This is a genomic window from Anaerobacillus sp. QJM3NY_32 (genome assembly GCF_056173645.1).
The window spans coordinates 3985543-4003118 of record NZ_CM149684.1; the positions used below are offsets into that span (position 1 = coordinate 3985543).

The window sequence follows — 17576 nt, forward strand, 5'->3', positions numbered from 1 at the left end:
ATTCCTCTCTGGATCGCATTGTTTGGGTGGGCGAAGATTATGTTAAGCGTAGTAAGTTGATATAAAATGAAAGAAGGACAGTGCCTGGGCACTGTCCTTCTTTCATTTTATTTATATTTTGTTTATGCTCTCCTATTCTCCAAACATCTCCCAAATCTCATCCTCTACGTCTTCACTAATCGCATTCGGTCCACCGAAGATCGTGAAGAAGAATGTATCTTTATCCATATATAGTTTTTTAACTTCCTTAGGTAGCTCGTCCTTTCTCGTTAGGAGAACAGGTTCGTAGAAGTTTGCGGCAAGAACGGAGCCGGAAAGAGCATCTGCGAAGTTTTCACCCGTTGCGAGGTTAACCGCATACCCCGACGTATCGAGCTGCCTTGCCACCTGAACAGATGTATCATAGCGGTTTTCTCCTGAGATCCGCTTTGGATGTGGGAGCTTATTGAAGACCGTATTGCTGACAACGGCCGTTCCGCCAATAACGTATGTGTCATTGTAATTTTTTAATGCTTTTGCTGTTACAGCTGGAATTTCTTTTGTTTTTGTTAATAAAACCGGGCTCCCCTGTGCGGCCGCAATAGAAGCGACAGATAACGCATCTGGGAAGTTACCTCCGTAGGTGACAAACGCCGTATCACTGAAATAGGGATCGATTTCTTTCGCAATTTTGGCGGCTGTTTCGTAGCGATCTTTTCCTTCAATACGATCGAACGTAATGCCCATTTTTGTGAGGGACTTTTCTACATTTTTTGAAACAGCTGTTTGCCCACCAAGGATCGTGACGTGCTCTGTTCCAAAATAGTTTAGCGCTTCTTTCACAGAAACTGGTAGCTCTTTCGTTTGGGTGAGAAGAATTGGCGCGCTAAACTGATAAGCAAGTGGCGCTCCGGCAAGGGCATCAGGGAAGTTTTGTCCTGTCGCAAGAACAACGTGTCGCGTGTAGCCTTCTTCAAATCCCGTTTTCGCGATTTCAACCGCTGTCTCGTAGCGATCTTCCCCTGCGATCCTCATAACGATTGGATCATTGGAGTACGTAAAGGCGGAAAAATAGTAGTCTACGTTATTATTTTTATTAGCGGAATCCGTGACTCTGAAATAGTAGGTTCCAGGCTCGAGCTCCTCGATACCTCCGTAGTAACCGTATTCGCCTTCTTCATAATCTGGTGTGATTTTCTTCTGATTCTCATCATAAAGGTCAACCCAAAGCTCCATTGTTGGCTCTTCTTCATCCGTACCTGCACCGAAAGATAATGATACCGGCTCGTCTGCTTCGACTTCGAATTTATAGAAATCTTGATCCTGATCGGTTAATTTACCGGTCATGACGTCATCATTCATATAGGAATTTGCTTCTTTGAAACTATTATTTGGTTCGACTTCAGAGATGTACTCCCAGTCATCATAACCGTCGTTCATCGTCATTTTCTGCGCTTTTTTCAAAAGCGCATCGTGGGTGGAGGCAGAGGCAACAGGCCCACCGATGAGGCTTCCTGCCAGGAGTGCGGTTGATACTAGTCCAAGTACTTTTTTCATTCGGATCTTTTCCCCTATCATTCTCATTTTTTTAAGCAAAACGAGCATGTCCCCTGCTCCTTCATCACCCTTCCATTTCTTTACACTAAGAGGATTATATAGGAGAAACAAGGGTTGCGCTATAGGCTGTTTTTGTCGAATGGGAAGTTTTTTTAGAAAGAACGACTTGTTATGACACCCTACTATTTCATTATCAAGACTACTAACATTCTGGTTATTTATTTTCAGATAATTCAACCGATATAAAAAGGATGTGAGCGAAATACGGCGAAAGAAGTATCCAATCACTTCCAAAAAGGAGGGCTACGATGAAATTCGTGCTAAGCCGTAAAGGATTCGATGCGGGAAGCGGCGGAAGACTATCGCCATACAATGAACAGACGGGTAAATACGTGTGGTTACCGATTCCAGAGCGAAAAGCAATTTTTCAAGCTAGGATTAGATATGATGAAATTCCAGTGGCTAAAGGGTATTTAGGTGGTTATGAAGGGATGAATGTGAGTGATGTTTATCAGGAGATCTACAACACGTCTAAGATTAAGGTAGGGAATGAGGGTAAGCGTGACATCAATGATCCGGATATTTATGCGCACTTCGACCCGATGCTTGGTCGCCCCCCGTGGATTCCAGAGCAGAGTCAATTTGCGATTGGAAGAGGCTTTGGTCAAGCAAATGCGGCACCGCATTTGCGGAAAATGAATGTAGGGGATGGGGATTTGTTTCTTTTCTTTGGCGGATTTAAGGTGATCGGAAAAGCTCGGAAAGGACATTTTTTATATGGATGGATGAAGGTAAAGAAGCGGATTGAAACGTATGCTGATGCCACGGTGGCTTCGGATGAGTACGGACTAGGGCGCCATCCTCATGTGACCAAGGATGCCTTTTCGAAATTAAATTATGTGTATGTGCCGGATGAATGGCTGTTTGAAGATCTTGGGATACCGGGATGTGGATATTTTAAGACTTTAAATGAAGGATTGCGCTTGTCTGCTCAGCTTAATGGGCGTCATGGCACATGGGAGTTACCGTCGTTTTTGTATAAGAATTTGAGTCAAGTTCATCATAGAACCTGGCAACAGGATGTTGACGGATGTACCGTTTCGACTGGGATTGGACAGGAGTTTGTTTGTGCGAATCCAGGTGCTGATGGGAATGCGTGGATTAGGGAACTGTTTGTGCGGAATCAAGGGAATATTTTTCGTGAAGGAGTTAGGAGCGTGTAGGACTATTCTCTTTCTTAGGTCCATGTGCCTTTATGAAAGTTAGAAACTGGATAAAACTAGACTTTCGATGGGATTTGATGCTAAAGAAGAAAGGTACTCCGTTCCATATCTTCCCTTGATTCACTGTATTATAATGAGGGTTAACTTATTCGAGAGGGGCTTGCTAATGAAATTCTTACATGTACTTGGTTCTCTTGTCCTTGCATCATGCTTTTATTTATTCGTCTTAGAGGACAATGCATCGGCAATGATGGACACGGGATCAAGAGGATCAGAAGTTCAGCACATGCAGTCAATTTTAGAGAAGCTCGATTACTTCCATACGACGCCAACGGGCTATTATGGATCGGTGACGAAGGAAGCAGTTCGTGATTTCCAGGCGGATTTTGGACTTAGCGCAGATGGCGTAGCGGGTACGAATACGCTGAACATGCTAAGTAATCTTGAGATGATCGCACATGTTGTTCATGGTGAATCTCGTGGTGAGCTCTATGAAGGTAAGGTTGCGGTCGCCGCTGTTATCTTGAATCGCGTTCAATCCTCTTCGTTTCCAGGGAGTACATACGGGGTGATTTATCAGCAGAATGCGTTTACCGCTTTGAATGATGGCCAGTACTGGCTCACGCCTGATGCTTCTTCTTATCGCGCTGCTAAGGATGCTTACTTCGGTTGGGATCCATCTGGAGGTGCAACGTATTACTACAATCCAGGTGGCGTAACAGATGAGTGGATTTTTTCGCGTGATGTGATTAAGACGATTGGGCAGCATGTGTATGCGCGGTAGATGGCAATAGAGAGAGTTTGAAAAAAGTGAAGGAGCAAAGTCCGTGTGAGATGGACTTTGCTCCTTTTTTGTTTGTGAAGGGGGTCAGGCGCGCGCCTGACCCCCTTCACCGCACCCCGCTCCACTTCTTTCCCACATTCTTTGTTAATTTCTTCACAATTTCTTAACACACAAAAGAAGCAAAACGCGTTATGCTAGAGTCAAACGTGATAGTAAAGGAAGGAGGTTGTGTTCATGGGAGTTCAACTCCGTAAAGGCATGATTGATCGTCGAACCTACCTAATTCGTAAGTTACTAAATTCACCACAAAATCGAGAAGACCTTACTCAACTTCATAGCCTTACCTTAACTGAGCTTGAGAAGAAGTATGAGAGAGAAAATCGTATGAAAACATTGTAAACAATAGTTCAATAGATAGAAACCCGCGCATTGTCCGCCTGAGGCGGACAATGCGCGGGTTTTGTTTGTATGGGGGGTCAAGCACGTGTCTGACCCCTTTCGATTTCCACTACATGAAAAAGCTCACCCGCTCGATCACGTAGCTGCTTCTCTACCTCTTCATCATAAGAAACTATAAAACTCGTCGATGGTCCTGATGATTTATGAACATCTAGCTCTACCTGTATCTTTTCAGCCGTCACTTCATCATCAGATAGAAGCTCATTTAACTCATACAGTATCCCTTTTGATCCAACAGGTAACACAGCCCGAACACCTTCCTGCTCACTCACCCACTGAAAAAGATCAAGTGGTGCTATCGCATTCGGCTCGTTCATCACTTCATCGCCAACGAGCGGTTTCCCAATTACGGCGAATCGGATACCGTCACTTAGCGATACTTCAGGAAGTTCGTTTCGTTGCTTCCGTCCAATTACCACAACACCAAGTGCTGATTGAAGAAGCGCCATATTTGTTTCAGAGCTTCCTGTGATCGTAAGCTCGTTCATGCCTAATTCTCTTTTTCCTCGCTCGATGCCGCTTACAAGCTCCTCCCACTTTGCGCCGCCGCAGAAGTTATGTAAAACGACAGAAAGTGGCGTTGCTCCATGCGCGATATTTTCCATTACCGCTACGCGAAAAGCGAAGTAAGAAAGCACATCATATGGCACGTTCACGATATCATGCTCTTTCTCTCCAATGCCTCCGCTGTTATCGCTTGTGATCACGAGGTATTCGTTATCGAGCGGAATCATCGTACCGTCTCTCATAAGCTCGCAAGTCCTTTTTTCTCAAAAATCGTCGCTAAGCGTGGGATGAGAGCCATTGAAAGTACGAGATTGATCGCTGACGCAACAACTAGCCCTGGCATAATCGCCATGTAAAAGCCCGTGCCGAGCATAAAAAGAAACGGTAGTGGAGCAATAACTCCGTTTCCTACTAAAAAGAGTCCAACAGCTATTTTTCGTTTACTTTTCTCATAAAGCGCACCGAACAACCAAACAAGCACCGCCATTTCTGCCGCGATTAGCAGATGCATGGGACCGAGCGGAAAGCCGACAATAAGCGCAGATAGTAAATGACCGAATCCTGCGATCAGCGCACCGCTCCTGCTTCCGAGGAGAACCGCAGCTACGAGCGCCGGAAACGCATCGAGCGCAACGCTTCCGATAACGGATGGGATTTTAATAAGCGCGCCAACAACGGATAGTGCAACGAACATGGCGAGAAGGCTTGCGCGTTTTCCCGACATGCCTACTCTCCTTTACGCTTGCCGCCGCGGAACACTTTTGCGCTTCTTGCGTACTCCACGTCTTTTACATTCAAACGGAAATTAATCACGCGAGCAAGGGCGAAAAAGTAATCTGATAGGCGGTTCAAGTATTTCATTGGAACGGGTGGAATGTTTTCTTCTACTTTATTTAACGTAACAACGTGGCGCTCGGCGCGCCGTGTAATTGTGCGAGCGATATGAATCGTTGCGGACGGCTTGCTTCCACCCGGTAAGATGAATTTCTCAAGCGCTGGCGCTTCTTCAATAAACTCATCGATCCGTCCTTCAAGGTACGTAATCGACTCTTCCATTAGCTTCATTTCTCGTTTTGGTGAGACGTTCGCAAGGTCGCCGCCACAGTCAAAGAGCTCGTGCTGAATTTTCTCCAAATCTTCTAAAAGATCCGTAAATTCATCTGAGCCAAGCTCGCTTAATTCAACGATCGCCTGTCCAACGAAGCCATTCGCTTCATCTACCGTGCCGTAAGCTTCTACTCGTACATCGTCTTTATCGACTCTTCCCCCGATAATGCTCGTTTTTCCCTCGTCACCTGTTCGTGTATAAATTCTCATCCCTATTCCCCCTCGATTATTTTAGCTGCTGATTGAGTCCGTACCAGATCACATCAACACGGTCCGCTAAGGCCGCTAAATCCTGGTACGCCCATCCTGTTAAATCACGCCATTCACGCTCTTCTTTTTCCATTGGTACAATTCCTTTAGTAATATCCGCGCCTATGATCACGACCGTTCGCTCATGTTGCTCGCTTTCCCACGAGCGCCAGATACCTAGCAGCGACTGCCATATTGCCCGGCATTCTTCATGTCCTGAGTCAGCCGTAAGTCCTTTGATCCACTGTTCCACACCTTCAAGTACAACGACATCTCCGTAAAAGCGGCTTACATTAAGCGGGATTTTCATTTGGTCATAAGCGGACCTCCAGCAGTGATCCTCCGTTAATCCGTAGAACGTTTTCACCCATTTCGATTTGCCGTTATAGGCACCTCCTGTAACGAAGTGCATCGCATATCCCTCCTTAAATCATCTCGTTTCCATTCAAGCTCGATTCCTGAACCGTGGGGAACTTTCCATTCCCAAAACGAACGCTTATCTGGGGCATACTTGGTAAGCAAATAGCGAATAACGCCTCCGTGTGTAATCACGATGCCTCTCTGATTCGGTGATTCAATGACCTGTTCGACGACCGATTTAAACCCTTCCTCAATTCGCTGACCAAATTGAGCGTAGTTCTCACCTCCGGGTGGAGAGATGGTGAATGGATCATCAATCCAGCTTCTGTATTGGATATCATGTTCAAGGTCGGCATACGTTTTTCCTTCCCATTCCCCAAACAGGATTTCCCGCAACAGAGGCACGGGAATTCTTTTCCGATTCGGAAAGAGGCGTTTCGCTGTTTGCATGCATCGCTGCAAGTCGCTCGTGAAAATAAGATCATACTGATCAGCGTCGACTGTAGCAAGTTCAGCGGCTTCATTAAGCGGTGTATCTGTCCAGCCAATATAAGCCCCGCGCTTGTTATCATCCGTTATCCCATGACGAAATAATGTAATAGCCACACGCTCATCCATAAGATCACCTCCATCCCTTCAACGCTCGCGCCGAGCACATCTCCGGTTACGCCGTTAAACCAGCTAAGTATCTTTCTTCTCATCGCGATCGTAAAAAGAACTGTCATTGCACTTAACAACAGCATGCCTAGAGAAACCTCCGGTGAGAGTAGCACCATCATTCCGATGAGCATGATCCAATAAATCGGATAAATCCATAAGCTTGATCGCTGAATCGATTTCTGAAAAAAGTAAGCAAGCCCCTCTTGTTTCGAAGGTTGAATGCTTAACAGAAAATATCCCATCACACTTTTGCTAAAAAAGGGGATGGACGCAATGAGGAGATACGAGCTGAACGTCGCCATTTGAATGATTTCATAAAGAAAAAGAAACCTTGCCGAGAGAAGCACAATCACCGACAGCACGCCGAAAGCCCCTGTCCGTGGATCCTTCATAATCTCAAGACGTTTCCCTAGATCGCGATACGAGAAAAACGCATCGCTTGCATCCATCCAGCCGTCAAGATGAAGACCACCCGTTAGCGCCATCAGAAACACCCATGTAATGAACGCAATCGCTAGTGATGAAAAAGGCGTCCATTCGATGAGCCCGTAGAGAAGCGCTGCCGATAGCATACCTTGAAGCAGTCCAAGAATCGGAAACGTTTGAATGGAGCGCGTTAACGGCTCCCGTTCCATTGAAAGTTCGCGTCGCACCGGGATAACGGTGAAAAATTGCACATTAATGAGAAAACCTTGCCACAAACTCATTGGCGCTCACGCTGAAACATGATGCTTTTCATAAGCTCCCAGTTCAAGTGTGGCTTCAGCTGATTGGCGAGATGATCGTACGTTTTCTCTTTCATGCTGGCACGGTTGATTTGCTCTTGTTGCGGCAATCCTTTCCGCATTCGCAGACGATTCAGCCACTCGGTTCGCCATTCATCATTATGAAAAAGATGATGCAAATACGTGCCAATCACACGACCTTCTTCGCCATAGTAGCCTTCAGGCCGACCCTCGATCTGGAGAAAAGGTTTTGATGTATGAGCAAAACGTGTTTCCCCTAGATGAATTTCATAGCCTTCAATTGGCATTGCTAGATTAGTAGCTGAATGAAGTGAAGCGCTCACTCGTACGGTAGTTTTTTCTTTATGAAACGACGTTTGCGCGGGAATGAGGCCCATTCCTTTTACCGTTTTCCCAGACTCACCGGTATCTGCGCCATAAGGATCAATCAGCTTCTCCGTCAGCATTTGATAGCCGCCGCATATGCCAACAACGCTTCCACCACGTGCTATGTAGCTTTGTAACACGTCATCAAAACCTCTATCCTTCAACCAATCCAAATCACGGATTGTACTTTTCGTTCCAGGAATAATGACCGCATCTGGATCGCCAACTTCATCCGAGTGCTGCACCCAGCGAACCGTGACGTCCTCATCGTTAAACGGCTCCATATCGCTATAGTTCGAAACAAACGGAAGCTGAAGCACGACGATTTCAAGCGCACCCTTTTTCTGTGTAAACCGATCGGTCAGTGAGAGAGAATCTTCCCCTTCCACATGATGCTCTACGTAAGGAAGGACGCCGATCATTGGTAGACCGGTTCGCTCTTCAAGCCATGTGATGCCATCTTCGAAGAGCGCTGGATCGCCACGAAATTTGTTAATGATGATGCCTTTTACCCGCTGGCGTTCGTGAGCATCCAGGAGCGCAAGCGTGCCGACGATGCTTGCAAACACGCCGCCGCGATCGATATCCGCCACAAGAATGACAGGAACATCAGCCATTTCAGCCACCTTCATGTTCACGAGCTCGCGATCTTTTAAATTGACTTCAACCGGGCTGCCCGCTCCTTCCATCACAACCACATCATAGTTTTGCTGTAGGTGATCGAGCGCACGCTCAATGCTTTCTATGCCCATCTCGTAGTACGATTCTCGGTAATCTTTACCCGAGAGCGTACGGTAAGAGGTTCCGAACTGAACCACTTCCGCATGCTGATCGGATCTTGGTTTTAATAAGATCGGATTCATCCAGACGCTCGCTTCGGTTCTAGCCGCTTCTGCCTGCGCGCCCTGTGCCCGTCCGATCTCTTTTCCTTCCATTGTTACGTAAGAATTGTTCGACATGTTTTGTGATTTAAACGGAGCGACGGCATAGCCTTCGTTTGCAAGAAGACGGCAGAGGGCCGTCACGATCAAGCTTTTGCCAACGTCTGATGCCGTGCCTTGAATCATGACACCCTTCATGTGATTCCGTCTCCCTTCATAACCTGCGGCAGGCCCATTTCAATCAGATAAGCTTCGTCCGCTTGGCTAACAATCCACTGATGAATCTCACCAAGCAATCGCGCATAAACGGAGACAAGTTCCCCATCTAACGGTTCATGCCCAAGTTCATTGCTAACAATGACGAGGGCTTCTGAGCTTTCGTTAAGTTTTTCGATATCAAGCTGAATTTTCTGTTTCGTCTGTTCCTGAAAAATGGCGTTTGACCAGTCTCCGTTTTGAAACAATTCATTAGATAGAAGCGTCGTTACGCAATCTAGCAAAACAACCGCGTTTGCCCCAAGCTGCGAGGTCGCGCTTCCTACATCCTTTGGACATTCGACTGTTTGCCATGGAACGATGGCTTTTTCCCTATCCTGCTGGTGACGACGAATTCGCGCTTCCATCTCTACGTCACTTGCCTGACCGCAGGCGATGTAATGAAGCGTGCTATTTGCTGTCCGGACCGAAGCTGCTCGTTTTTCCGCAAAACGACTTTTCCCGCTCCTCACGCCACCGGTTATAAAGATTAGCTTCGCCATGATGCTAGCACCTCCATGAGTCGGTCGTTTTCATCAGATGTTCGAATCGCAAATCTGAGCCATCGCCCGTTAAGACCTGGAAAGTTCTCCGTATGCCTTGGGACGATGCCGTTTTTCATCAAGTAGTGCATGAGCGGCGCTTGATCGGTTTGATCAGGATCTTTTAGCAAATAAAAATTTACGCTCGAACGTGAGTAAATATAGCGATGCTTTTCGAAAAAAGTCTGGAGCTTTTCACGCTCCTCCTCAATGAACTTTCGCGTTGCCGTCATATACGCCTGTTCTTCGATACAAATTTCACCAGACATAAGTGCCAAGGCGTTGACGCTCCAGTGTGGCTTGAGCTTTTTTATCGCGCGAATCACTTCGGGATGCGCCATCATATAACCTAAACGCAAGCCTGGAATGGCGAACATTTTCGTTAACGAGCGCAAAATGATGAGGTTCCTATTTGTCATGAGCTCGACGGTATAGCGGGGCTCTTTTTGTAAAAAGTCAGCGAAGGCCTCATCGATGATGAGGTAGCAATCTTGCTTTTCCGCTTCAGCAATCAAGGTTCTGACTGATTCAGCATCGTACGAAACACCGGTTGGGTTATTTGGCGTACAGAGAAAAATGGCGTCAAGGTGATTCATTTTTTCAATAAGTGGGTTTGGGTCGAGACGCCACCCCTCTTCAAGCGTATGGTAAGTAATTTCGCAGCCTGCACTACGGCACGCTTCTTCATACTCTGAAAAAGCAGGCTGCACAATACAAACTCGTTTATGAAAAAGAAAACGGCCGACGAGCGTGATTAGCTCAGCACCACCGTTACCTACGAGAACGCGACTTTCTTCTGTATTGTGCATTGCTGCAAGCTTTTTCGTTAGCGAGGACGCGTGGGGGTCAGGGTATGTTGTGATGAGGTTGAAAGCGTCAGGCCACTTTTCGATCAGCGCCTTTGGAGGACCGATTGGATTTAGGTTTGCGCTGAAATCGAGCGTCTCCTCAGGCTGTGCGATACTCAGCGATTCATATAAATAGTGCGGATTAGAGCCGTGTGATGGTAGCAATGAAAAGCCCTCCGATCCATAAGATAAATAGAAAAAGAATGCTCGTGCGATTCATGATCGCAATCGCTTTTGGAATATGTATGGCGCTTAGCTTAATAATGGGATCACCGATAAGCGCACGGTTTGAGACGATGCCTTTATATGTGTTCACCCCGCCAAGCTGCACGCCGAGAAGCGCTGCCGTTGCCGCTTCACCCCAGCCGCTGTTTGGGCTCGGATGCTGTTTTGCATCGCGAAATAAAACGTGCCAGGCGCGGCTTCTTGAGGTATGCTCCGGCTTTTTGGAAAGCATCATGCAGCAGCCTGTGATGCGACTTGGAATCCAGTTCACAGCGTCATCAAGCTTCGCAGAGGCATAGCCAAATGCTTCGTATTTTTCGTTTCGATAGCCAACCATTGAATCACACGTGTTAATCGCTCGGTAGGCCACCGCCCCAACGCTACCGCCGATAAGCGCCCAGAATAGCGGTGCCGTAATGCCGTCGCTAGTGTTCTCAGCGACCGTTTCAACAGTGCCTCGCACGATTTCACTTTCATCGAGATGATCTGTATCACGTCCAACGATCCAGGAAAGCTTGCGTCGCGCCTCTGTCATATCACCTTGCTGGAGCGGCTTATATACGTCCAGTGCCGCCTGGCGCAAACTTTTCTGCGAAATCGTAGTTGCGATGAGAATGCCTTCAAAGAAAATCCCCACAAGCGGGTGAAGGGTGTAAGCAAGAAAAACGGTCAAACCGGTTAGAGTGATCACGACGACAAGAACGGTGAGCGTCATGAGGGCACCTTTTTGTTTGCGGTTCGCACCATAGTTCCAGCGTTTGTCGAGAAAGCTGATAAGTGAGCCAAACCACTTCACTGGATGCGGCCATTTTGGTGGATCGCCAATCAGCAGATCTAGAAAAAAAGCGAGGCTAATCGCAAGAAGGTGATACATGATCATAGCGAGAGCCTCGTACGGTACTTTTCAAGTGCCTCTGTCGTACAGTTGTAAACGGCGAGGCTAATCAATTTTCCGAGCGTTGTAATCGTGCCCGCGTATGCCTGATGCTGTCCACGCTGTGTCGCGGCGACCAGAATGCTGTCTGTAGAAGTACCTGTTGCTATGGTGCCTGTCACCGAGTCTTTTACTTGCTGGTCGTGCATGACCTTAACTTTTGCTTCCGTTGCGGTCATGATGCTTTGGATGAACGCTTCATCTGTGAGCGTTCCGTTTACGAAAATCCACGTGTTGATCGTTCCAGGGAGCGGCTCGTATACGTGCTCTGCGCTTTTCGAGGCATCAACGGCGTTTCCAACGCCTGCCGTTACAACGACAAATACCGAAACGCCTTCATCTTCTACTAAGCGGTAAGAGACATCCTCTAATCGAACGGCCGTCATCATGCCAACTGTTTCTGTCGGATCGATGCCGTGCTCCTCTAAAAACGTCGCCATTTCTTCTTTATGATCTGAACAGCTGTAGCTTTTAGGGACGTGGCGGTTGACGAACGTACCATACCAGCCAGTTCCAGATCCTACGACACCCGAAGACATCGTCCGAAGCGGAAATGGTGTCGTGAGAGTGATCATGTTTTCTGACCGCTCAAGGTAGCGCTCATCAATGGTAAGATCGCTTTGATCCTCTGCCTGTTTTTCTGGTAATAAGAGCATTTGTGGCTTTGGCACGGTCGGATGCGGATGCTTTTCAATTTTTGTGCGATAAACCGATTGAATGCGCTGTTCGTTTAGGACGTCATTTGGCTTGTTGTGCATGTTGATTTTCCCATTTTCAAGAAGAAGCAGGCGGTCACAGTACAGACCTGCCAGATTCAAGTCGTGAAAAATCGAAATCACTGTTAGCCCCTGTTCGCGCGTCCATTTTTTTAAGAGATCGAGCAGTTCTTTTTGATAAGAAAGGTCGAGGTGGTTCGTCGGCTCGTCTAATAAGAGAATCTCGGGTTCCTGCGCAAGCGCCTGTGCGAGAAAGACGCGCTGACGCTCACCGCCTGAGAGTTCGTTCACGTAGTTATCCGCGAAGGCGGCGATTCCCGTTTGCTCCATTGTACGCTGTACAACCGCCTCGTCATGCTCGCTCCACATTTGAAACCATCCCGTCTGATGGGCGTAGCGTCCGAGCGAAACGGTTTCTTTAACGGTATAAGGAAAAGCCTGATCCGCATGCTGTGGAAGAACCGCGAGCACGCGCGCTAGCTGTTTCGCTGAGTAGCTTGAGAGCGGCTTATCTTTAAGCAAGATCGAGCCGGACTTTGCTTTTAGAATGCCGCTAACCATTTTAAAAATAGTCGTTTTGCCGCTTCCGTTTGGTCCAACGATCCCGAGAAGCTCACCTTGATTCACATCAAACGAAATGTCATCAAGTACGTCGTGACCGGGGTATCCTCCTGTAACAGAATGTACGCTTAGCATGCTTATCCTCTTCTTTCCTTACGTCTTCGTATTAAAATAATGGCAAACACCGGGGCACCGATGAGCGATGTGATGACGCCAATCGGTAGTTCAGTTGGTGAAATGATCGTTCGTGAAATCAAATCAGCGATGATCAGAAAAGCAGCTCCAAGTAAAATGGATAGTGGCAGTAAATGCCTGTGATCCGGGCCCCATAGAAGGCGCGTTAAATGCGGAATCACAAGGCCAACGAAACCAATCGTTCCTGAAACCGCAACAGCTGCCCCTGTTAAAATCGAGCCGCCGATGAGAATCCAAAGCTTTCGTTTCGCGACGTTCACGCCGATATGCTGAGCGCGTTCTTCACCAAACGACATTGCGTTCAGCTCCCTGCTGCTAAAGAGCAGGATCCCTGAGCCGATGATGAAAAAGGGAAGAATAATTCCGATATATTCCCATCCTCGCATCGACACGCTTCCAAGGAGCCAGCCGATAATTTGACGAAGCTCCTCTCCAGTTAAAGCGATCATAAGTGACAGAAGTGAGCCAAGAAATGAGCTAAACACAATTCCTGTTAGGATGATCGTCTCCACGCGCATCGATCGCTCTATTTGTCGTGCGAAAAAGAGCACGAGAAAAATCGTGAGAATCGATGCAGCGATGCTCATAACTGGTAGGGTGAACATGCCGACAAACGGAATGGACAGGTTGAAAAACAGCACGAGTACCGCTCCAACTGATGCTCCGGATGAAACGCCGAGCACGTACGGATCCGCTAGTGGATTACGCAAAAGACCTTGAAAGGCGGCCCCTGCTATCGCAAGAGACGCCCCCACAAGACCTGCCAAAATGACGCGCGGCAAGCGAATATCCATCACAATTGTTGTAAACATTGGATCGGTTTTGCCTATGAATGGAAGGTGCAAAACTTCGCTTCCGATTAATTTTAGAATGGTAAGCACTGGAACTGAAACAGTACCGATTGAAATGCCAAGGAGCATGGCACCAATTAAGAGTGCTATCGCAATCGGATAGGCAATGAACCGTTTATTCAGCAAAAACATCCGGGTAAACCGCTTTTGCAAGTTCCTCTACTCCTTCAGTAAGACGAGGGCCAGAGCGCGTAACGAGGTCAGAGTGTACGTCAACAACCTGCTCTTCTTTGACAGCCGTTACGTCCTGCCAGCCGTCGCGGCTTAACACTTGTTCAACTGGCTTCTCTGTATAGTAGCCGTACGTTGTGATGATCACGTCAGGATTCGCTTCGATAATCGCTTCCTGATCCACCTGGTTCCAGCCTTCCTGATCGTGCGTCACGTTCTTCGCGTGAATCATCGTTAGCATGTCATCCATAAACGTATTCTTCCCTGGAGAGTAGATTTCAGGCGCAGGGGCAACTTCGACGAAGACATTTTTCTGATCTTCTTCACTAATGCTTTCTGCTTTTGCTTGAATGTCTTCAAGATCTTGCTTCATTTCATCGATCGTTGTTTCCGCTTCTTCCGTTTCACCAGTTGCTTGTCCGATCATTTCGATGGAAGCGTACACTTCATCGAAGCTTTTCGCATCGTTCACAACGAGTACGGTGATTCCAGCATCACGAAGCTGCTGTAGACCTGCTTCTGAGTTATGTGCGCTTGAGCCGTGTGCAAGTACGAGATCAGGCTTTAGAGAAATGATTTTCTCCACGTTAAATTCCATGCCGCCGATTTTTTCGATATCAGCCGTTTCTTCCGGATAGTTGGCGAAGTCAGATACGCCAACGACTTCTTCCCCTGCTCCCAGGTCGAAAAGGATCTCAGTGTTACTCGGGATTAAGGAGACAATTTTTTCAGGATCTTTTTCGATCGTAACATCCTGGTCCAATGCATCCGTTATCGTTACTGGGAAAGCGCTATCTTCTGACTGTTCAGCTTGCTCTGTATTCGCATTTCCTTCATTTGTCGCGCTGTTCTCTTCACTCGCTCCGCAACCTGCGATGATTCCTGTAACGAGAAAAAGTAAAACGAGTAGTGAATAAAGCTTTTTCATGTGTGTTTCTCCTCCTGTTTTCTGATGTCTCTAAACTAAAAAATCCCCACGCACGAGGGCATGGAGATGGTCGAATGGAAGTAACGGTGTGCCAAAGGCAGCACCTGAATCCGTTCGCACATCCCTATCCTCGTAGGCTGTTCGCGCTAGACTCAGGCAGGTCTCCTGGCTCATGGTTATCGCATGCTGCTCCTTCCCATTCGCTGTTACGAACAGTGGATTCTGCAGCAGGCGACCATTTACAGTGGCGGGACCGCGCTGGAATTGCACCAGCTTCCCTATTAAGTCTTCATTGAAAAGACACCTGAATCGATCACTATGTAATTGGTAACAGGTTTATTATACATGATTGCGGGAGTGGGGGGAACAGTTGTGTTTTGAGGGGGTCAGGCGCGAGCCTGACCCCCTTCACAAACAAAAAACCATCATTGTCCACCCACGGTGGACAATGATGGTAATTCCTTTACTCTTCCTTCGCTTCTTCTACCATTTTCTTCAGGTCATCAATTGTTTGTCCTTCAAACGGCTCGCCGTTCACAAAGAGAGCTGGTGTGCCAGTAACGTCGAGATCACGGGCTTTCGATAAGTCGTAGTCGATCGCCGCTTCTCCTTCGCCATCTTTAAAAGCTGCAAGAACCTGTTCAGCTTTTTCTTCATCAGTCACTTCTTTTAGCGTGTCTACAAGGTAATCTTCTGTGTAGATGTCCTGCTTTTCCGTGCCTTCTGTTTGCTTTTCATACATTAATGAGTGGAATTCCCAGAACACGTCATTCCCAAGCTCCTGGTACACCACTTCAGCAAATTCCGCTGAGCGATCGGAATCAACATTAATAAATGGATAGTTGATAAACGAGAATTTGATTTCCCCTGTTTGAATTAACTCTTGATCAATTTGCGGGAAAAAAGACTGTTCGAATGCTTTACAGTAAGGACATTTGTAATCTCCAAATTCAATCACTTCTACCTGCGCATTTTCATCACCGAGAAATGGTTGCTCCATCGCTTTTTCCTCTGAACCATCAGAACTCGAGCCGCTTGAAACGACGATCACGATTACGATAACTGCAGCGACAGCGGCCACTAACCAGTAGATCCATGCTTTCGATTTTTTCTGCGCATTAGCTATTGTTTGCTTGTTCGGTTGCTTTTTCTTATTCTTATTTGCCATGATTCTTCCTCCTATGATTGTTTCGAAAAGTATTTGTAATCAACGGAAATGGCTCCACCTCCGCTAATCAAAACAGCGACTGACATACCGAGAAGAGCAAGATCCAATTCATACCCTCCGATAAATCCTGTCGTTAGTTTAACCGTAAAGATCGCTCCTAGCATGACGATCATGAAAAGCAAAGAAACAATGCGTGTGCCTAGTCCTACGATCATAAGAAGACCTCCGACTAGTTCAATCGTTGCAACGACATACGCTAAACCACCCAAAATGCTAATGCTCTCGAAAAATCCAGCGGTATTTCCAATCCCTCCAGCAAATTTATCTAGGCCGTGAACCGTAAAAATAAGACCGAGAACGATTCGTAGTACGACAAGGGCAACGTTTTGTGATAAATTCATAAATTAATTCCCTCCTAATTTTAACACTACGATATGTAGTGTTTGTTTCCGAAAAAGAATTAGGGTGTCGCCACCATAAACATGATGGATAACCCTAACACAATATAAAGTGAGTAAAGTACTGTCCCAACAGGCAACGTTACGTGCACTTCTTTTTCTGGCGCAAGAATATGTTGTATGCGATCGTTCACAGACGTTTCCGCAAAAGATACAGCAAAAGCATGACGCTGTCTGTGATCGCTTTTTAATAGTTTTAATAACGCGCTACTAAGATCAAGCATATTTGCTTCTTTCATCGCAAACCGATCCGCGGCAATTTCGCGTAGCGTGTGATAGTGATTTGATACCCATTTCAAAATCGGCACGTACCAAAGCGCGTGGACGAGAAGGGTGATGATAAATTTTTTCAATGGATCACGATGCTGCTGATGAAAAGTTTCGTGATAAATCACGGCGCGCAGCTCTTCTTTGCTCAACAGGCTAACTAGTTCAGTCGAAAGAACTATTTTGGGTTTAATCATTCCATATGTAAGCGCGATAGGCTCATCGCTTCTAATCACCTGGAGTGCCTGCTTTCCTAAATCGAAATTCCGAATGACTACCTGTGTGACAGTGTCTTCACGAAGAAGCGACAGCCGTTTCGAAAAGGTGACATATCGATAAATTTGCTTCACGATCATCATCACGATTAATGAAAATGTTGAGAGAATCAGAACTTCTAATAGCATGTTCATAGATGATAAACCGATCGCGCGAAGCATATTATGGCAGGCTTCAAGTACGCTTAACATAAGCGTCCAGTTCGAATATAAATGCAGACTGTATAGTGACATTTGAACAATCATCGTGGCTACAAGAAAAAAAGACAGCATAAACAAAAATCGCGGCTGTTTTATTCTCATC

At 46.7% G+C, this 17576-nt stretch carries 20 protein-coding genes and 1 riboswitch; of the genes, 3 read left to right on the forward strand and 17 right to left on the reverse strand.

Features of this window, described 5'->3' with window-relative positions; genetic code table 11:
- Positions 1-132: 132 nt before the first annotated feature.
- Positions 133-1536, reverse strand: a complete 1404-nt coding sequence (locus AC0VYH_RS20415; RefSeq protein WP_475373039.1) for a cell wall-binding repeat-containing protein — start codon at positions 1534-1536, stop codon at positions 133-135.
- Positions 1537-1844: 308 nt separating this feature from the next.
- On the opposite strand from AC0VYH_RS20415, the gene AC0VYH_RS20420 reads away from it, so the two are divergent.
- The 3 genes from AC0VYH_RS20420 (at position 1845) to AC0VYH_RS20430 (ending at position 3942) form a co-directional block, all read left to right on the forward strand.
- A complete protein-coding gene (locus AC0VYH_RS20420) occupies positions 1845-2759 on the forward strand; it encodes an Nmad3 family putative nucleotide modification protein (RefSeq protein WP_475368135.1) in 915 nt (304 codons plus the stop codon).
- Between the two features lie 166 nt (positions 2760-2925).
- Positions 2926-3543, forward strand: a complete 618-nt coding sequence (locus AC0VYH_RS20425) for a cell wall hydrolase (RefSeq protein WP_475373040.1) — start codon at positions 2926-2928, stop codon at positions 3541-3543.
- Between the two features lie 234 nt (positions 3544-3777).
- Positions 3778-3942: a hypothetical protein gene (locus AC0VYH_RS20430; protein ID WP_371017784.1), complete on the forward strand. Its 165-nt coding sequence runs from the start codon at positions 3778-3780 to the stop codon at positions 3940-3942.
- Between the two features lie 77 nt (positions 3943-4019).
- On the opposite strand, the gene AC0VYH_RS20435 is transcribed toward AC0VYH_RS20430, so the two are convergent.
- From AC0VYH_RS20435 to AC0VYH_RS20510, 16 genes are all read right to left on the reverse strand, one after another.
- Positions 4020-4751, reverse strand: a complete 732-nt coding sequence (locus AC0VYH_RS20435; RefSeq protein ID WP_475373041.1) for an ATP-binding protein — start codon at positions 4749-4751, stop codon at positions 4020-4022.
- A complete protein-coding gene (locus AC0VYH_RS20440) occupies positions 4748-5233 on the reverse strand; it encodes an ECF transporter S component (RefSeq protein ID WP_475373042.1) in 486 nt (161 codons plus the stop codon). The genes AC0VYH_RS20435 and AC0VYH_RS20440 overlap by 4 nt, the downstream gene beginning before the upstream one ends.
- A 2-nt stretch (positions 5234-5235) precedes the next feature.
- On the reverse strand, positions 5236-5826 hold the full coding sequence (locus tag AC0VYH_RS20445) for a cob(I)yrinic acid a,c-diamide adenosyltransferase (RefSeq protein WP_475373043.1): 591 nt from the start codon (positions 5824-5826) through the stop codon (positions 5236-5238).
- Positions 5827-5842: 16 nt separating this feature from the next.
- Positions 5843-6277 carry a bifunctional adenosylcobinamide kinase/adenosylcobinamide-phosphate guanylyltransferase gene (locus tag AC0VYH_RS20450; RefSeq protein WP_404683592.1) on the reverse strand — a complete coding sequence of 145 codons (435 nt, stop codon included), beginning with the start codon at positions 6275-6277 and terminating at the stop codon, positions 5843-5845.
- Positions 6229-6843 carry a histidine phosphatase family protein gene (locus AC0VYH_RS20455; RefSeq protein ID WP_475373044.1) on the reverse strand — a complete coding sequence of 205 codons (615 nt, stop codon included), beginning with the start codon at positions 6841-6843 and terminating at the stop codon, positions 6229-6231. Before AC0VYH_RS20455 ends, AC0VYH_RS20450 begins: the two co-directional genes overlap by 49 nt.
- Positions 6801-7592 carry an adenosylcobinamide-GDP ribazoletransferase gene (cobS, locus tag AC0VYH_RS20460; protein ID WP_475373045.1) on the reverse strand — a complete coding sequence of 264 codons (792 nt, stop codon included), beginning with the start codon at positions 7590-7592 and terminating at the stop codon, positions 6801-6803. Before cobS ends, AC0VYH_RS20455 begins: the two co-directional genes overlap by 43 nt.
- Entirely contained in the window at positions 7589-9076 is a 1488-nt protein-coding gene (locus tag AC0VYH_RS20465; RefSeq protein ID WP_475373046.1) for a cobyric acid synthase, read from the reverse strand. Before AC0VYH_RS20465 ends, cobS begins: the two co-directional genes overlap by 4 nt.
- Positions 9073-9636 carry a bifunctional adenosylcobinamide kinase/adenosylcobinamide-phosphate guanylyltransferase gene (locus AC0VYH_RS20470; RefSeq protein WP_475373047.1) on the reverse strand — a complete coding sequence of 188 codons (564 nt, stop codon included), beginning with the start codon at positions 9634-9636 and terminating at the stop codon, positions 9073-9075. The genes AC0VYH_RS20465 and AC0VYH_RS20470 overlap by 4 nt, the downstream gene beginning before the upstream one ends.
- Positions 9624-10688: a threonine-phosphate decarboxylase CobD gene (gene cobD, locus AC0VYH_RS20475; RefSeq protein WP_475373048.1), complete on the reverse strand. Its 1065-nt coding sequence runs from the start codon at positions 10686-10688 to the stop codon at positions 9624-9626. Before cobD ends, AC0VYH_RS20470 begins: the two co-directional genes overlap by 13 nt.
- On the reverse strand, positions 10666-11628 hold the full coding sequence (cbiB, locus tag AC0VYH_RS20480; RefSeq protein WP_475373049.1) for an adenosylcobinamide-phosphate synthase CbiB: 963 nt from the start codon (positions 11626-11628) through the stop codon (positions 10666-10668). The genes cobD and cbiB overlap by 23 nt, the downstream gene beginning before the upstream one ends.
- Entirely contained in the window at positions 11625-13094 is a 1470-nt protein-coding gene (locus AC0VYH_RS20485; RefSeq protein WP_475373050.1) for an adenosylcobinamide amidohydrolase, read from the reverse strand. Before AC0VYH_RS20485 ends, cbiB begins: the two co-directional genes overlap by 4 nt.
- A gap of 2 nt (positions 13095-13096) precedes the next feature.
- Positions 13097-14137, reverse strand: coding sequence for a FecCD family ABC transporter permease (locus AC0VYH_RS20490; protein ID WP_475367531.1), 1041 nt, complete (start codon positions 14135-14137; stop codon positions 13097-13099).
- Complete coding sequence (locus tag AC0VYH_RS20495) at positions 14121-15104, reverse strand: ABC transporter substrate-binding protein (RefSeq protein WP_475366109.1); 984 nt, start codon at positions 15102-15104, stop codon at positions 14121-14123. Before AC0VYH_RS20495 ends, AC0VYH_RS20490 begins: the two co-directional genes overlap by 17 nt.
- A gap of 138 nt (positions 15105-15242) precedes the next feature.
- Positions 15243-15427, reverse strand: a riboswitch (cobalamin riboswitch).
- 140 nt (positions 15428-15567) lie between these two features.
- A complete protein-coding gene (locus AC0VYH_RS20500) occupies positions 15568-16272 on the reverse strand; it encodes a DsbA family protein (RefSeq protein WP_475366110.1) in 705 nt (234 codons plus the stop codon).
- 11 nt (positions 16273-16283) lie between these two features.
- Complete coding sequence (locus AC0VYH_RS20505; protein WP_475373051.1) at positions 16284-16673, reverse strand: DoxX family protein; 390 nt, start codon at positions 16671-16673, stop codon at positions 16284-16286.
- A gap of 59 nt (positions 16674-16732) precedes the next feature.
- Positions 16733-17575 (reverse strand): M56 family metallopeptidase, encoded by an 843-nt coding sequence (locus AC0VYH_RS20510; RefSeq protein ID WP_475366112.1) that lies wholly within the window; start codon positions 17573-17575, stop codon positions 16733-16735.
- Position 17576 lies beyond the last annotated feature (1 nt).

Coding starts and splice junctions, on each gene's coding strand:
- cbiB (WP_475373049.1), bottom strand. CDS start 11,628: ATGATCATGTATCACCTTCTTGCGATTAGCCTCGCTTTTTTTCTAGAT.
- AC0VYH_RS20510 (WP_475366112.1), bottom strand. CDS start 17,575: ATGAGAATAAAACAGCCGCGATTTTTGTTTATGCTGTCTTTTTTTCTT.
- AC0VYH_RS20425 (WP_475373040.1), top strand. CDS start 2,926: ATGAAATTCTTACATGTACTTGGTTCTCTTGTCCTTGCATCATGCTTT.
- AC0VYH_RS20505 (WP_475373051.1), bottom strand. CDS start 16,673: ATGAATTTATCACAAAACGTTGCCCTTGTCGTACTACGAATCGTTCTC.
- AC0VYH_RS20470 (WP_475373047.1), bottom strand. CDS start 9,636: ATGGCGAAGCTAATCTTTATAACCGGTGGCGTGAGGAGCGGGAAAAGT.
- AC0VYH_RS20430 (WP_371017784.1), top strand. CDS start 3,778: ATGGGAGTTCAACTCCGTAAAGGCATGATTGATCGTCGAACCTACCTA.
- AC0VYH_RS20455 (WP_475373044.1), bottom strand. CDS start 6,843: ATGGATGAGCGTGTGGCTATTACATTATTTCGTCATGGGATAACGGAT.
- AC0VYH_RS20435 (WP_475373041.1), bottom strand. CDS start 4,751: ATGAGAGACGGTACGATGATTCCGCTCGATAACGAATACCTCGTGATC.
- AC0VYH_RS20420 (WP_475368135.1), top strand. CDS start 1,845: ATGAAATTCGTGCTAAGCCGTAAAGGATTCGATGCGGGAAGCGGCGGA.
- AC0VYH_RS20490 (WP_475367531.1), bottom strand. CDS start 14,137: ATGTTTTTGCTGAATAAACGGTTCATTGCCTATCCGATTGCGATAGCA.
- AC0VYH_RS20495 (WP_475366109.1), bottom strand. CDS start 15,104: ATGAAAAAGCTTTATTCACTACTCGTTTTACTTTTTCTCGTTACAGGA.
- AC0VYH_RS20500 (WP_475366110.1), bottom strand. CDS start 16,272: ATGGCAAATAAGAATAAGAAAAAGCAACCGAACAAGCAAACAATAGCT.
- AC0VYH_RS20415 (WP_475373039.1), bottom strand. CDS start 1,536: ATGAAAAAAGTACTTGGACTAGTATCAACCGCACTCCTGGCAGGAAGC.
- AC0VYH_RS20445 (WP_475373043.1), bottom strand. CDS start 5,826: ATGAGAATTTATACACGAACAGGTGACGAGGGAAAAACGAGCATTATC.
- AC0VYH_RS20465 (WP_475373046.1), bottom strand. CDS start 9,076: ATGAAGGGTGTCATGATTCAAGGCACGGCATCAGACGTTGGCAAAAGC.
- AC0VYH_RS20450 (WP_404683592.1), bottom strand. CDS start 6,277: ATGCACTTCGTTACAGGAGGTGCCTATAACGGCAAATCGAAATGGGTG.
- AC0VYH_RS20440 (WP_475373042.1), bottom strand. CDS start 5,233: ATGTCGGGAAAACGCGCAAGCCTTCTCGCCATGTTCGTTGCACTATCC.
- AC0VYH_RS20485 (WP_475373050.1), bottom strand. CDS start 13,094: ATGCTAAGCGTACATTCTGTTACAGGAGGATACCCCGGTCACGACGTA.
- cobS (WP_475373045.1), bottom strand. CDS start 7,592: ATGAGTTTGTGGCAAGGTTTTCTCATTAATGTGCAATTTTTCACCGTT.